Origin of the sequence: Listeria monocytogenes (assembly GCF_041765605.1) — a bacterium.
In the GTDB taxonomy this organism is placed as follows: domain Bacteria; phylum Bacillota; class Bacilli; order Lactobacillales; family Listeriaceae; genus Listeria; species Listeria monocytogenes_D.
This window is the reverse complement of the sequence record NZ_CP168900.1, coordinates 2,761,402-2,774,629: the sequence shown is the minus strand read 5'-3', so window position 1 is coordinate 2,774,629 and position 13,228 is coordinate 2,761,402. Positions and strand designations below refer to the sequence as shown.

The window sequence follows — 13,228 nt, the reverse complement described above, 5'->3', positions numbered from 1 at the left end:
GGAGGAATTAATATGCATAAAACAATCCGTAGCGTAGACGTTTATTATGAAAAATATGGTGAAGGAATACCGATAATAATGATTCATGGCTTTGGTCCTGATTCGCAGCTGATGATTGGTTGCATGGAGCCAGTCTTTGATAAGGAAAGTCCATTTTCACGCATTTATGTGGATTTGCCTGGAATGGGAAAAACCGAGAATTACGACTCGATTCAAAACGCTGACCATGTGCTCACACTTTTACTAGAATTTATTGAAGCGGTAATTCCGGGCGAGCAATTTGTACTCGCCGGAGAATCATATGGTGGTTATTTAGCCCGCGGAATCGCAGCGAAAATGCCAGATAGAGTGCTGGGTGTCTTACTTATTTGCCCAGTCATTTATCCTGAAAAGGAAAGAAGAACGCTACCCGAACAAAAAGTCATGTACCAAGATGATACGTTTGTACGGTCGCTATCCAAAGAAGACCGAGCGTACTTTTCAAAAAGCGGCGTCATTTTAACAGCAAGAAACTGGAATCGTTTCTTGGCGGAAGTGATGGCGGGAATAATTAATGCAGATGGAGAATTTTTAGACCGATTATCTGCGAACTATGCGCTGAGCTTTGATCCAGACGAAAAAGCGCAATTCGATGTGCCGGCATTATTCTTATTTGGTCGTCAAGATGATCACGTGGGATACGCAGACGGGATTACATTGCTTGAAAAATATCCACATGCATCGATTGCTATTCTTGATTTTGCAGGTCATAATTTGCAAATCGAACAACCGAAAATCTTTACGACTATGGTGCAAGATTTCTTATTCCGTGTAAATCCAGAATGATTACCCTTTATGACCGCCAACCATTTCAGACCGTTTTAAGCCAGTCGCTCCATTTAATAAACTGCTTGCGTGCATGAGGGATTTAAACCCATAACGCGAACGGATTTTGTCGACCGTTATTTCTAATTGCTCATGATTTAAAGTTGTGGTAGCATCCTCAAATAAATTGAGCTGCAACCCTGTTTTCAAAGTAATCTTACCGCATGAAATCGCAATGGAGCGTACGGGTTCTCGTTCATCATAACGTCTAAACAGTTGCAGGAAATAAGGAATAAGCGCATGACTACTACTAGTAGGAGGGATTTTAGCTTGATGGCTGAATCCTTTTTTTATGCTGTATTTACTGTAGCCAATACTTAGATGAATAACAGCAGTATCCACATGGTTTTGGCGCAAACGCATTGCTACTTCCTCGACCATTTCGCGGATGACAATCTCTACTTCGGTCGGCACATGATAGTCTTTTTCAAGGATTTGGCTTTTTCCGTAGCTTTTACTAACTGGTACATATTTTTCATTTAAAAGGCTATAATCGATGCCGTGAGCATGATAGTAAAGTTGTTCGCCAACTACACCCATTGCGTTTTTCAGTACTTGTGGCGGCGTTTGGCTTAGTTGATACATATTAAAAATCCCCATTTTTTGCAGGCGAACAGCAGTCCGACGCCCAATTCCGCAGACATCATCCAAATGCCTAATCTTCCAAATTGTCTCTGGAACGTCTTCGTAGCGCCATTCAGCTATTCCATCGTCGCGATTTTTAGCAACGTTATCGAGCGCGAGTTTGGCAAGAAGGGGGTTGTCGCCGATTCCAACTGTAACGTATAGCCGCAATTCTTCTAAAATATCACGCTGGATTTTGCGAACAATTTCTTCCGTGCTACCGAATAACAAGTGCGATCCAGTGATATCTAAAAAACATTCATCAATACTATAAACGTGAATAAACTCAGCGGGAACATAACGTCTGAAAATGGCTTGAATCATCGCATTTACTTTTAAATAAAGTTTCATTCGCGGGGGTGCGATAATAATGCGCTTATCCCAAGTCGGGAGTTCGTACATTCTTGAGCCAGTTTTGATGTGATGTTCTTGTTTCATTTTTGGAGTGGCAGCCAAAACAAGTCCGCCAGCCCGGTCGGCGTTACTCATTACTACTAAATATGCTTCAAGTGGATTCAGCCGACGTTTGACACACTCAACCGAGGCGAAAAAACGATTTAATATCGATGCACAAAATATCACGGCGCGGTGCACGGCTGTAATCTTCTACTTGTACCATTTGTCGACACTCCTTTCTTCTACATTGCGAATTGCAGAGAAGGAAAGCGGGATAATACCTTCAGAATTTTTTATATAAATGGTATTATTTTCCACTCCGGAAATACGGCCGATAATGTCGTTTTCGGGAGAGGCTTCTGGATTTAGCGGCTTTTTCTGGATAACAAGCGTAGACTGATGTGTCATCGCGCTAGCTAATACGCTCTCGATAAATTCTGTAGTCATAGCTTCTTTCCATACTAAATTTGGTTCGGCGTTTTGCATCGCCTCGGTATGTTCGCTTAATAAAAAACCGCCCCATTTCTTCATGCCGCGATCTTGATAGCTCATATGATGACACCTCCAATATTTCAAATGTTTAGCTATTGCTTACATACATTATACGAACAAATGTTCTTGTTTGCAATGCGTAAATGTTCTCATTTGTGCTATAAGAACGGGAACAAATTACTATTTGTGAAAGATTAATAAAAGGAACATAAAAAACGACCAAGCCTATAAAGTAGACTTGGTCGTTATAATTTTTTTAAGCGTGGCTATCTTCGTAAGCGGTGATTTGTCCTACACGATTTGCGTGTCGGCCACCTTCATACGCTGTTTCTAACCAAATTTTGACAATGTCTTCTGCTAGCCCCGGACCTATGACTCTCGCTCCAAGCGCAAGGACATTTGTATCATTATGTTCGCGCGTTGCGTGAGCGCTAAATGTATCACCAACAAGTGCGCAACGAATGCCTTTTACTTTATTAGCTGCGATACTCATACCAATACCTGTACCACAAACTAAAATGCCGCGGTCGACTTCTTGGTTAACAACTTTTTCACTAACTGTAATCGCTAGTCCCGGGTAATCCACTGATTCTGGTGCTTCGGGGCCAAATTCTTCGTAACTAATTCCAACACTTTCAAGATAAGAAATAATACTTTTTCGTAATTCAATTCCGCCATGGTCTGAAGCAATGGCAACTTTACTAACTGTCATTTTTTCTCCTCCTGCCGTATAATCAATACCTTCATTATACATGAATTAGAGTTTTTCGACAGTCTTTCTGTTGCGCCAAGGTTTTGCGTGAACAATAATAACGTCGCAAGGTGCATGGGCGGCCGTATATTCAGAAACACTACCAAGAATAAATTGCTCTGTTGCCGAAAGTCCAGTTGCTCCAACTAAAATTAAATCGGGTTCAAAATTTCGCGTTATTTTTTTATTGAAGGTAGTTTTTGGCGTACCAAAGTGAACAAAAGTTTCAACATGCGCTACGCCAGCTTTTTCGGCTTCTTTTTTGTACATCTCAACTAATTCTTCTCCGTATGCTTTGGCTTTTTTTGCATAGGTTTGTTCATAATCGATTAACGGTGCAATCCGGCGAACATCAGCGACAAAGCCAATACCAAGTGTGGCACCATCCATTTTGGCAAATTGAACAGCACGTCTTAGCGCGGCTTCGGCTTCGTTTGATCCATCAACACCAACAAGAATCCGTTTGTAAGCAGACATTTTGTATCACCCTCTCAAAAGTTTTCCCCTTATTATTTACTTAATACCCATAAATAAAAGAAAGAAGCATGATTAAAGAGAAAATTTTGTGGTACTATGAGGAAAAGGAGGTTTCTTTATGGCTAAGCTAGAAACGTTTTATCCCATTGTAGCTAGACCAAAGCGTGCAGGCTATAAAGAATATCTACCGAGTGTGCAGATGATAGAAATTTCCCGGGAAATAATTTAGTAGTTCCTGATTTATGTAATGCAACAAAATGTCGCATATATACAATGAAAAACGAATATGCTTTGTTAAAATAACAATATGGAGGGGCTTACAATGATTAATGAATTTGCTTGGATACGGGAGGAAATCAGTGGTCTTAAAGGAGTCCAGTATTCTTTTAAAGAAGAATGGGGAGCGGAGCGCTATCATGTTTTGGATCAGCTAATGGCAATGCGTGGAACGAATAAAGAAGGACAGCCCATTTTAACCTTGAAGTGCGATGCCGAAAAAAGTGAGCAACTTCGCGCAGAAAATCCAGCCATCGTTCCCGGTTATTACATGAATAAACGAGTTTGGATTTCTGTTTTATTGAAAGAAGAACGAGATAAAGACTTGATTCGCGCATTAATCCAGCATGCATACTCAGAAGCGAAGAATAAGTTGCCAAAATATAAACAAGCGGAACTTTTTGACTAATTTAGTTAAGAAGTTCTTATTTCTGTTATAATGAAATTGATTGTGAAAAAGAAAACAAAAAGGAGATGAAAAGATGGATATTAATATGTTTATCCTATACTTCTTTATTTATTCTGTTCTTGGATGGGCTTGGGAGGAAGTTTTTTGCTCGATTTCAGAGAAGAAGTTAGTGTATCGTGGTTTTCTTTATGGGCCATATTGTCCCATTTACGGGTTTGGGGTAACGACAGTTTTAATGATGATTTTACCGTTTCAAAATAACTTATGGGCCTTATTTATTTTTTCGATGATTATTTGTACGGTGATTGAATATGTTACCGCAACGATTTTAGAAGCATTATTCCATACAACATGGTGGGATTATCACAACTGGCCACTCAATGTAAAAGGTCGAATTTGCTTGCCGATTTCGATTTTTTGGGGATTTGCTTGTATTATCGTTGTACGCTTCTTGCACCCACTTGTCACCGAATTTGCGGATTGGATTTTAGGCTGGGGTGGCTGGGTTATTCCTGCGCTCATCGTGGTTCTGATGCTTATTGATACGATTAAATCTGTCACAAGTATGCTATCATTCCAAAAAGCACTTGCCGAATTTAATGAAAAACTAACTGCCCAAGCAAATGAACTAAAAGCAAGCGTAAAAGAACGGGCGAAAGAATTTGAAGAAGGACTTTTGAAGAAACAAGAAAATGTCGATATGAAAATTGCTGAAATAGAAGCAAAACGTAAGCAAGACAAAGAACTTGCTGCTAGCATGCGCAAACTTAAATTTAATGAACGACGAATGTTAAAATCGTTCCCGAAAATGAAAGTGAAACGCGCGGCTCCATTTAAGAATTTCAACAAAAGTATACTCAGAGTCGATAAACAGAAAAGAAAATAGAGAAACTGATTATGGCGCGAATGGTATTTTTTATCATTTGCGCCTTTTTTTGCGTTATTTTTTACAAAACGTATAGAAAGAACCGCACATCTTTTGTATGATTAAGAAGAAACAACGCCCCGCAAAACTCCTTTACTTCATTCTCATTTTTGTTTCAAAGTAGATTTTACCTGCCTTCAAGAAGTTTCATAATCTCGCTATATATCAAGCTTTACAAACAACTTTCGTACTTTTACAAATAATAGGATTGTTAAAAAAGTCACAAGTAAAGCCCAATGATGTACATTCTTTCCGCAAGTTATTGGGATGAAAGCGTGTACATTTTTATTAGATTTAGATTTATAATTAAAACGAACAGGAGGGAACGACATGTATTTGGATGAGAGAAGTAATTCACTTTTAAAAGAACTCTTACGACATCCTGACACATCGAGTACAAACTTACAAGCAAAATTCGGTTTAACTCGAAGACAAGTCGACTATAGTTTCCAAAAAATTAATAATTGGCTAGAAGAACAGACTTACCCGAAGATTCATCGTGCCGCAAATGGTCGATTTATCGTAGAACCTGACCTGTTTCAAATCATTGGTGAGGAAGATGGCGAAAAAACAGATTGGTACATCCCGTCAGAAAAGGAACGCGCTAGTCTAATCATCCTCATGTTAACAACAGGAAGTGAAGAGTTATCCCTTAATCACTTTATAAGCGAGCTGGAGGTGAGCAAGAACACCGTATTACGAGACTTGAAGCTGGTACAAAAGACACTTGAGAAATTCAACCTCGAAGTTAAATATTCGCGGATGCGTGGCTATTTAATTGACGGAGACGAGTGGAACCAGCGGACGGCACTCATTTATGCGGCAGAACACATCATAGAAAGTTTTGGCGGCGAAGAGTATTTACAGGATTTCATGCAAGTGGACGAAGCGAGAATTAAAGAGCTTCGGGAAAAATTGGAACAAGTTGAGCATCACCTGAATTTGCATTTTATTGACAATAAAATGCAAATACTGCCTTACATTTTAGAAGCTGTTTTTCGGCGGATGAAGAAGGGGCAAACAATTACGACATCTTTCCTGATTGACTACAATGAATTGTCAGATACTCGGGAATACGGAGCAGCAGAGATTTTTATTGAAGAAGAGCCGAATATGCCAGAAGCAGAGCGAATGTACATCACATTACAACTTTTAACTTCCAATGTACTTCCGAAACAATATTTGAAATCGGAGGAAACGCACAAGTTAAGGCTGGCACTGGAACAAGTTCTAAGCGAATTTGAGAAAAAGGCTTGTATTCAACTAGTAGACAAAGAATCGTTACTTGAAAAATTATTTGCACACATTAAACCTGCGTATTATCGGATTAAGTATCATCTTACAACAGATTACAGCATTTTAGACAAGATTGATCAAGAATTCCAAGCCGTGCATTACATCGTGAAAGAGTCGTTAGCACCATTAGAACGTTTTATTGGTAGCAAAGTTCCTGAAAATGAAAGTATATTTATTACCCTTTTCATTGGAGGGCATTTAATCGAATCCACAGAGAAATTACAAACGAGACTAAAAGCAGTTGTGGTTTGTCCGAACGGATTGTCGATTTCGAGATTGATGGAAAAAACATTACGAAGCCTTTTCCCGGAAATATTTTTCTATCAAGCGATGTCGATTCGAGAATTTGAACAAACAAAGTTAGGTTATGACATTGTATTTTCCGCAGTGCCACTTTCGACCGACAAGAAATTTTTCCTTATCAACCAATTGATGGATGGGAAAGAGCGCCTCGAGCTTAGACGCCGGGTGATGCGGTCGGTTTACTTAGTGGATGAGGTGAATATCAGCGTCGATCAATTAATGAAAACAATTTCCAAATTTGCTGATATTAAAGATGCTGCCCGTCTTGAAAAAGTGCTAGCAGACTATTTAATGCCAGTTCCAGAAGAAAACACATCCAAACACGAAGGCAAAAGCTCACTCGCGGATTTGCTTGAAGTAACGCGAATCACACGTAAGAAATCAGTGAAAGATTGGCATGAAGCAATTTATCATGCAGCTTTACCGTTACTTTCAGCGGGAGTGGTGGAGCCAGCCTACGTGGAAGAAATGAAACGGCAATATCCAGCACCGATTATGAACATCATTCTCCGTAATACGATAGCTATCCCTCATGCTGAAACGGAAAAAGGAGTAAATAGCCTCGGAATGAGCTTGCTTTATCTAGAAGAAGGCCTGCCACTCGAAGGCGGTAAAGAGCTACATTTTATCGTCGTCATCGCAGCTATAGATAAAAATGCTCACTTCACAGCTTTACTACAATTGATGGAATTATCGGAGAACAAAAAAGAACTGAAAAAACTTGCGGATGCTGCGAACACAGAAGAAATGCACCAAATAATTAAAAACTTCACGGACTTGGAAACAAAAAAGACAATGTAGAGAAGTCAGAAAGAATTACAGGAGGATTTCGTAATGGATTTAGTACAATTTTTGAAAAAAGGAATGGTTTGGGTTCAATCGGATATCGAGAAACAAGAGGACCTATTCCAAATGGTCGCAGAAAGTGGAAAGTCTGAAGGGTATGTAACGGATGACTTTTTAACAAGACTAACAGACCGTGAACAAACCTTTCCAACGGGGCTAAAATTAGATGGATACGGCGTGGCATTACCGCACACGGATCCAGAATGCGTTACGGAACAATTTATCGCCGTAATCACTGTGAAAGATGGCATTCCATTTAAATTAATGGAAGATGCTGGTCAAACGGTTGAAGCGAATTTGATTTTCGTACTCGGACTAAATGAACCTCACAGCCAGCTCGCGGTACTTCAGCAATTGATGGGGACGATTCAGGATAAAGACAATGTAGCCGCATTACTCAGAGCGAAAGATGAAGACGAAGTAAAACAAATTTTAGAAACTATTACCGTTTAAAAAAACAGGAAAATTAGCCGCGGGAAATCGCAGCAATTAATTAGGAGGAATTTATCATGGGACAATTTAAAATTTTGGTAGCTTGTGGAGCAGGAATTGCAACATCAACAGTAGTAACGGACAGAGTAGAACGTTTGGTAAAAGAAAACAACGTGGATGCAGAAGTAAAACAAATTAAAATTTCAGAAGCAGCATCTATGCAAGACGGAGCGGATTTAATCGTATCAACAACTATTTTACCAACAACTTACAAAATCCCAGCGATTATTGCAACTTCTTACATCACTGGTATGGGTATGGAAGAATTAGACGAAGAAATACTTGCGCACCTTAAATAAAGGCTGCGCAAGGGAGTTTAGAAATCATCATTAAACAGAGAAAAAAGGAGGAAATATTAAATGGATACACTTCTGTCAGGAGTACAGTATGTTTTAAACTTGGGGCCTACAGTTATTTTGCCTATTATGATTTTCTTTATTGCATTAATTTTCCGAGTACCAGCAAAGAAAGCGCTTCGTTCAGCGATTACGATTGGTATCGGGTTTGTAGGTATTAACCTTGTTATTAGTTTACTATCTAGTAACTTAGGTCCGGCAGCGCAACAAATGGTTGAGCGTTTTGGACTGAATTTAACAATTATTGATGCAGGTTGGCCAGCAGCAGCCGCGGCTTCATGGGCTTCTCCAGTTGCAGCAATTTTAATTCCAATCTGTTTGGTAGTTAACTTAGCACTTATTTTCTTCAAAGTTACGAAAACACTCGATATTGATATTTGGAACTACTGGCACTTCATCGCAGCAGGTGCAACTGGTTATATCGTAACTGGTGGTAACTGGTGGTTCGCGATTCTTTGTGCGATCATCTATGAAGTTGCTGTTCTTTGGATGGCAGACAGAACACAACCTATGGTAGAAGAATTTTACGGATTAAAAGGGATCTCCTTACCAACAGGTTCTACAGCAGCATTCGGTTTCATCGGTATTCCGGTTGGTTGGCTAATCGCTAAAATCCCTGGTATTAAAAACATCCATGTTGACCCAGAAACTATTCAAAAACGTTTTGGTATTTTCGGGGAACCAATGATGATGGGTCTTATTCTAGGTATTGCAATCGGTATTCTTGCAGGCTATGACGTTGGCGCAGTTGCACAACTTGGTATGTCCATGGGTGCGGTAATGTTCTTAATGCCTCGTATGGTTAAAATTTTAATGGAAGGTTTAATTCCAATTTCAGAATCCGCTCGTGAATTCATGAAATCTCGTTTCAAAGGCCGTGAACTTTATATCGGGCTTGATGCAGCACTTTCAATCGGTCACCCAGCGAATATTTCTACTGGTTTAATCCTTGTTCCAATCACTCTTTTCTTAGCTGTTATCATTCCTGGTAACAAAGTACTTCCTTTTGGTGACTTGGCAACTATTCCATTCTACGTATCATTCGTAGTAGCATCTCGTAAAGGTAACATTCTTCACTCTGTTTTAGCTGGAACTGTAGTTATTGCACTAGCGCTTCTTATGGCAACTGACTTCGGTCTTGTTCATACAGAAATGATGAAAGGTGTTTACGAATTCCCTAAAGGAGCAACACAAGTTAGTACACTTGATATGGGTGGTAACTTCTTTAACTGGGTTATTCTTAAATTCTCTCAAGCTTGGGCAGCTATTTTCTAAGTTTTGTCTTAATGATATAGAAGAGGTGATAGTAACATGAGAGCAGCTGTGTTATACGAGAATAATGTAATAAAAGCAGAACAAATTGATGAAGCGACTTGTGGGAAAGATCAAGTTCGTGTCGAAGTAAAAGCAGTTGGCATCTGTGGATCGGATATTCATAAAATGCAGACTCGCTGGAAATACCCACTGCCTGCTGTAATGGGACATGAATTCGCAGGTGTAGTTACAGAAATTGGTAGCGAAGTAACAAACGTAGCTATCGGTGACCGTGTTGCAGGGATTCCGCTCGAGCCTTGTATGGAATGTAATTATTGTAAAGCAGGAGACTTCGCGCTATGTGACAACTACCGGATGGTGGGATCACACTTCCACGGCGGATTTGCTGAAAATGTCGTCATGAAAGCCGACAATGTCATTTCTATCGGCGACCTTGATTTTGAAGAAGGTGCGATGATTGAACCACTTGCTGTATCGATGCACGGGGTACTTGGTATTCAGCCGAGACTTGGCGATACGGTCATTGTCTTCGGAATTGGCACAATCGGAATCTTGGTTGTACAATGTTTACTTCTTGCAGGCGTGAAAGATATTATCGCGGTTGATATCAGTGATAAAAAATTAGCAGACGCGCGGGAATTCGGTTGCAAATACACTATTAATCCAAAAAATGAAGACTTAAAAGAACGCGTTTTTGCTTATACAAATGGTCTTGGGGCAGATATAGCGCTCGAGTGTGCTGGTTCAAAAATAACGCAAGAACAATGCCTTCTTGTAACGAAGAAAAAAGGTAAAGTTGGTTACTTAGGAATCGCCTACGCAGATGTGCTTTTACACGAAGAAGCTTTTGAAAATATTTTTAGACGTGAACTTACGCTTAAAGGTTTTTGGAATTCTTACTCAGCACCATTTCCAGGTGAGGAGTGGCGTACGTCGATTGAATTCGTGAAACAAGGTCGAATTAAGCTGAAACCACTAATTTCGCATCGTTATAAGCTAGAGGAAACGAAAGAAGCTTTTGATATGATTCTTTCCAGAGAGCATGATTATAACAAAGTGATGATATTGCCGCAGAAAGGTGACGATTAATTTGAAAGCAGTAGTAAAAACAAACCCCGGATACGATCAAATGGAGCTAAGAGATGTAGAAGAACCACAAGTCTATGGCGACAAAGTAAAAATCAAAGTAGCTTTTACTGGTATTTGCGGATCAGACATCCATACGTTTAAAGGTGAATACAAAAATCCAACAACTCCCGTTACACTGGGACATGAATTTTCTGGTGTTGTTGTAGAAGTTGGGCCAGATGTAACGAGTATCAAAGTGGGAGACCGCGTCACAAGTGAAACAACTTTTGAAACTTGTGGAGAATGTATTTATTGTAAAGAACGTGATTACAATTTATGTAGCAATCGTCGTGGTATTGGTACGCAAGCAAATGGTAGTTTTGCAGAATTTGTTTTATCTCGCGAGGAAAGTTGTCATGTGCTTGATGAACGGATTTCACTTGAAGCGGCAGCACTAACAGAACCGCTTGCATGTTGTGTGCATTCAGCGCTTGAAAAAACAACGATTCGTCCAGATGACACAGTACTTGTTTTCGGACCAGGTCCAATTGGTTTATTACTAGCTCAAGTTGTGAAAGCGCAAGGGGCAACGGTGATTATGGCAGGAATTACCAAAGATAGCGACCGCTTACGTCTAGCAAAAGAACTTGGAATGGACAGGATTGTCGATACTTTAAAAGAAGACTTGGCTGAAGTTGTGCTCGGTATGACAGATGGTTACGGAGCGGAACGCGTATTTGATTGTTCCGGCGCAGTACCCGCTGTAAATCAAGGATTACCTCTAACGAAGAAAAAAGGCGATTTTGTTCAAGTAGGACTTTTTGCTGAAAAGAAAAATGCGATTGATGAAGAATCCATTATCCAACGTGAAATTGCTTATATTGGCAGCCGTTCGCAAAAACCATCTTCTTGGATTTTAGCGCTCGACTTACTGGCAAATGGCAAAATCAATACGGATAAAATGATTACTAAAGTATACGGTTTGGATGACTGGCGCGAGGCTTTCGAGGCAGTTATGGCAGGAAATGAAATTAAAGTATTAGTGAAATCTTAATAATGGAGGATGGGCTGTATGAAAAAACATCAAAAAAAGGATAACCGTGCAAACGAATCCAAAGCTTCTCGGGCTCAGATGTTTTACAGTAGTCATCCTTAGAAATGAGCCGAGAACATATTCGCGTATGTTCTCGGTTCCATTTCATTATAAGACGTTAAAAGAAAAAAATCTATTAATGAAGGTGAAATTAAATGAAATTAACAATTGGTTGCGACCACGGCGGACGTAGACTAAAAGATGCCATTGTGAAACATTTACGTGAAAAAGATATTGAAGTTGTTGATATTGGAACATATACAGACGAAAGTGTCGATTTTCCATCGTATGCAGAAGAGGTTGCCAATCAAGTAGTAAGCGGGCAATCTGAACTCGGTATTTTGTGCTGTGGAACTGGGATTGGTATGAGTATTGCTGCGAATAAAGTCGATGGAATCCGTGCTGCGGTTGTTTCGGATACTTTTTCAGCGCGTGCCACTCGTGAACATAACAATAGCAATGTTCTCTGCCTAGGCGAACGTGTCATCGGCGAAGGATTAGCACTTTTACTTGTGGATACTTGGCTTGAGGCATCGTTTGCAGGTGATCGCCATAAACGCCGCTTGGATAAAATTACTGAACTCGAAAGAAAGTGAGGATGAACATGAGGAAAATAGCCGCTTCAATTATGTGTGCAGACCAACTACATTTAGGTGAAGAACTCCGGCGCCTTGAATCCGCTGGTGTGGAACTACTACACTGCGATGTGATGGACGGTGTATATGTGAATAATCTTGCGCTCGGTCCAGAATATTTGGAAATAGTGCGAAACAATACAGAAATCCCTCTAGACATACATTTGGCTACTATTACCCCACTTAAATATATTGACATGTTTGGCCCTGTGAAACCGGAATATATTTCTTTTCATGTAGAAGTAGCGGAAGACGTGTCAGAAGTCATCCGGAAAATACGCTCTTACAACGTTAAACCATCGATCGCTATAAATCCGGAAACCCCTATCGAAGCCATTTATCCTTATTTAGATGATGTCGAAATGGTGTTAATGATGACTGTAAACCCGGGTTTTGCGGGACAAAAATTTCAAACAGATGTATTACAAAAACTGCATGATTTAAAAGCAAAACTAGCTGGAAAAGTCCATGCGCCGCTCATTGAAGTGGATGGCAATATTAATAAAGAAACAGTAAGCTTGATGCGAGATTGTTTACCAGACATTTATGTACTAGGCACATCCGCGCTATTTCATGACCGAGATAAAACGAGTTATGCAGAAAGACTAGTACACATTTGGTCAGATGTAGAAAAACATGTGTAATAAAGC

General features: G+C 39.8%; 15 protein-coding genes and 1 pseudogene. 12 read left to right on the top strand and 4 right to left on the bottom strand.

Annotated elements, in window-relative coordinates:
* Nucleotides 1–12: 12 nt before the first annotated feature.
* Nucleotides 13–825, top strand: a complete 813-nt coding sequence (locus AB2Q86_RS14265) for an alpha/beta fold hydrolase (protein ID WP_012582348.1) — start codon at nucleotides 13–15, stop codon at nucleotides 823–825.
* Here the strand turns inward: AB2Q86_RS14265 and AB2Q86_RS14260 are convergent, their stop codons facing one another.
* The 4 genes from AB2Q86_RS14260 to AB2Q86_RS14245 form a co-directional block, all read right to left on the bottom strand.
* A complete protein-coding gene (locus tag AB2Q86_RS14260) occupies nucleotides 826–2,082 on the bottom strand; it encodes a Y-family DNA polymerase (RefSeq protein WP_014589144.1) in 1,257 nt (418 codons plus the stop codon).
* Between the two features lie 12 nt (nucleotides 2,083–2,094).
* A complete protein-coding gene (locus AB2Q86_RS14255; protein WP_012582350.1) occupies nucleotides 2,095–2,436 on the bottom strand; it encodes a hypothetical protein in 342 nt (113 codons plus the stop codon).
* Nucleotides 2,437–2,632: 196 nt separating this feature from the next.
* Nucleotides 2,633–3,088 carry a ribose 5-phosphate isomerase B gene (gene rpiB, locus AB2Q86_RS14250; protein ID WP_003728568.1) on the bottom strand — a complete coding sequence of 152 codons (456 nt, stop codon included), beginning with the start codon at nucleotides 3,086–3,088 and terminating at the stop codon, nucleotides 2,633–2,635.
* Nucleotides 3,089–3,133: 45 nt separating this feature from the next.
* A complete protein-coding gene (locus AB2Q86_RS14245; protein ID WP_003722030.1) occupies nucleotides 3,134–3,604 on the bottom strand; it encodes a universal stress protein in 471 nt (156 codons plus the stop codon).
* A gap of 118 nt (nucleotides 3,605–3,722) precedes the next feature.
* Here AB2Q86_RS14245 and AB2Q86_RS14240 point away from each other — a divergent pair.
* The 11 genes and pseudogenes from AB2Q86_RS14240 to AB2Q86_RS14190 all read left to right on the top strand — a co-directional run.
* A pseudogene (locus AB2Q86_RS14240) lies at nucleotides 3,723–3,850 on the top strand (AraC family transcriptional regulator); the annotation flags it as partial.
* A gap of 76 nt (nucleotides 3,851–3,926) precedes the next feature.
* Nucleotides 3,927–4,289 carry an MmcQ/YjbR family DNA-binding protein gene (locus tag AB2Q86_RS14235; protein ID WP_012582351.1) on the top strand — a complete coding sequence of 121 codons (363 nt, stop codon included), beginning with the start codon at nucleotides 3,927–3,929 and terminating at the stop codon, nucleotides 4,287–4,289.
* A gap of 73 nt (nucleotides 4,290–4,362) precedes the next feature.
* On the top strand, nucleotides 4,363–5,175 hold the full coding sequence (locus AB2Q86_RS14230; protein ID WP_012582352.1) for a membrane protein: 813 nt from the start codon (nucleotides 4,363–4,365) through the stop codon (nucleotides 5,173–5,175).
* Between the two features lie 369 nt (nucleotides 5,176–5,544).
* Nucleotides 5,545–7,614 carry a BglG family transcription antiterminator gene (locus AB2Q86_RS14225; RefSeq protein WP_003728564.1) on the top strand — a complete coding sequence of 690 codons (2,070 nt, stop codon included), beginning with the start codon at nucleotides 5,545–5,547 and terminating at the stop codon, nucleotides 7,612–7,614.
* Nucleotides 7,615–7,647: 33 nt separating this feature from the next.
* Nucleotides 7,648–8,112 (top strand): PTS sugar transporter subunit IIA, encoded by a 465-nt coding sequence (locus AB2Q86_RS14220; RefSeq protein WP_003724974.1) that lies wholly within the window; start codon nucleotides 7,648–7,650, stop codon nucleotides 8,110–8,112.
* 56 nt (nucleotides 8,113–8,168) lie between these two features.
* Nucleotides 8,169–8,450 carry a PTS sugar transporter subunit IIB gene (locus tag AB2Q86_RS14215; protein ID WP_003722023.1) on the top strand — a complete coding sequence of 94 codons (282 nt, stop codon included), beginning with the start codon at nucleotides 8,169–8,171 and terminating at the stop codon, nucleotides 8,448–8,450.
* A 60-nt stretch (nucleotides 8,451–8,510) separates the two neighbouring features.
* Complete coding sequence (locus AB2Q86_RS14210; protein ID WP_003722022.1) at nucleotides 8,511–9,782, top strand: PTS galactitol transporter subunit IIC; 1,272 nt, start codon at nucleotides 8,511–8,513, stop codon at nucleotides 9,780–9,782.
* Nucleotides 9,783–9,818: 36 nt separating this feature from the next.
* A complete protein-coding gene (locus tag AB2Q86_RS14205) occupies nucleotides 9,819–10,871 on the top strand; it encodes a galactitol-1-phosphate 5-dehydrogenase (RefSeq protein ID WP_003772891.1) in 1,053 nt (350 codons plus the stop codon).
* A gap of 1 nt (nucleotide 10,872) precedes the next feature.
* Nucleotides 10,873–11,904: a zinc-binding dehydrogenase gene (locus AB2Q86_RS14200; protein ID WP_003727677.1), complete on the top strand. Its 1,032-nt coding sequence runs from the start codon at nucleotides 10,873–10,875 to the stop codon at nucleotides 11,902–11,904.
* 194 nt (nucleotides 11,905–12,098) lie between these two features.
* Nucleotides 12,099–12,539, top strand: coding sequence for a ribose 5-phosphate isomerase B (gene rpiB / locus AB2Q86_RS14195; RefSeq protein ID WP_003728561.1), 441 nt, complete (start codon nucleotides 12,099–12,101; stop codon nucleotides 12,537–12,539).
* An 8-nt stretch (nucleotides 12,540–12,547) separates the two neighbouring features.
* Nucleotides 12,548–13,222 (top strand): ribulose-phosphate 3-epimerase, encoded by a 675-nt coding sequence (locus tag AB2Q86_RS14190; protein WP_012582353.1) that lies wholly within the window; start codon nucleotides 12,548–12,550, stop codon nucleotides 13,220–13,222.
* Nucleotides 13,223–13,228 lie beyond the last annotated feature (6 nt).

Excerpts from the sequence above, each read along its gene's own strand:
- AB2Q86_RS14265 (WP_012582348.1), top strand. The coding sequence starts at position 13 with ATGCATAAAACAATCCGTAGCGTAGACGTTTATTATGAAAAATATGGT.
- AB2Q86_RS14255 (WP_012582350.1), bottom strand. The coding sequence starts at position 2,436 with ATGAGCTATCAAGATCGCGGCATGAAGAAATGGGGCGGTTTTTTATTA.
- rpiB (WP_003728568.1), bottom strand. The coding sequence starts at position 3,088 with ATGACAGTTAGTAAAGTTGCCATTGCTTCAGACCATGGCGGAATTGAA.
- AB2Q86_RS14245 (WP_003722030.1), bottom strand. The coding sequence starts at position 3,604 with ATGTCTGCTTACAAACGGATTCTTGTTGGTGTTGATGGATCAAACGAA.
- AB2Q86_RS14235 (WP_012582351.1), top strand. The coding sequence starts at position 3,927 with ATGATTAATGAATTTGCTTGGATACGGGAGGAAATCAGTGGTCTTAAA.
- AB2Q86_RS14230 (WP_012582352.1), top strand. The coding sequence starts at position 4,363 with ATGGATATTAATATGTTTATCCTATACTTCTTTATTTATTCTGTTCTT.
- AB2Q86_RS14225 (WP_003728564.1), top strand. The coding sequence starts at position 5,545 with ATGTATTTGGATGAGAGAAGTAATTCACTTTTAAAAGAACTCTTACGA.
- AB2Q86_RS14220 (WP_003724974.1), top strand. The coding sequence starts at position 7,648 with ATGGATTTAGTACAATTTTTGAAAAAAGGAATGGTTTGGGTTCAATCG.
- AB2Q86_RS14215 (WP_003722023.1), top strand. The coding sequence starts at position 8,169 with ATGGGACAATTTAAAATTTTGGTAGCTTGTGGAGCAGGAATTGCAACA.
- AB2Q86_RS14210 (WP_003722022.1), top strand. The coding sequence starts at position 8,511 with ATGGATACACTTCTGTCAGGAGTACAGTATGTTTTAAACTTGGGGCCT.
- AB2Q86_RS14205 (WP_003772891.1), top strand. The coding sequence starts at position 9,819 with ATGAGAGCAGCTGTGTTATACGAGAATAATGTAATAAAAGCAGAACAA.
- rpiB (WP_003728561.1), top strand. The coding sequence starts at position 12,099 with ATGAAATTAACAATTGGTTGCGACCACGGCGGACGTAGACTAAAAGAT.
- AB2Q86_RS14190 (WP_012582353.1), top strand. The coding sequence starts at position 12,548 with ATGAGGAAAATAGCCGCTTCAATTATGTGTGCAGACCAACTACATTTA.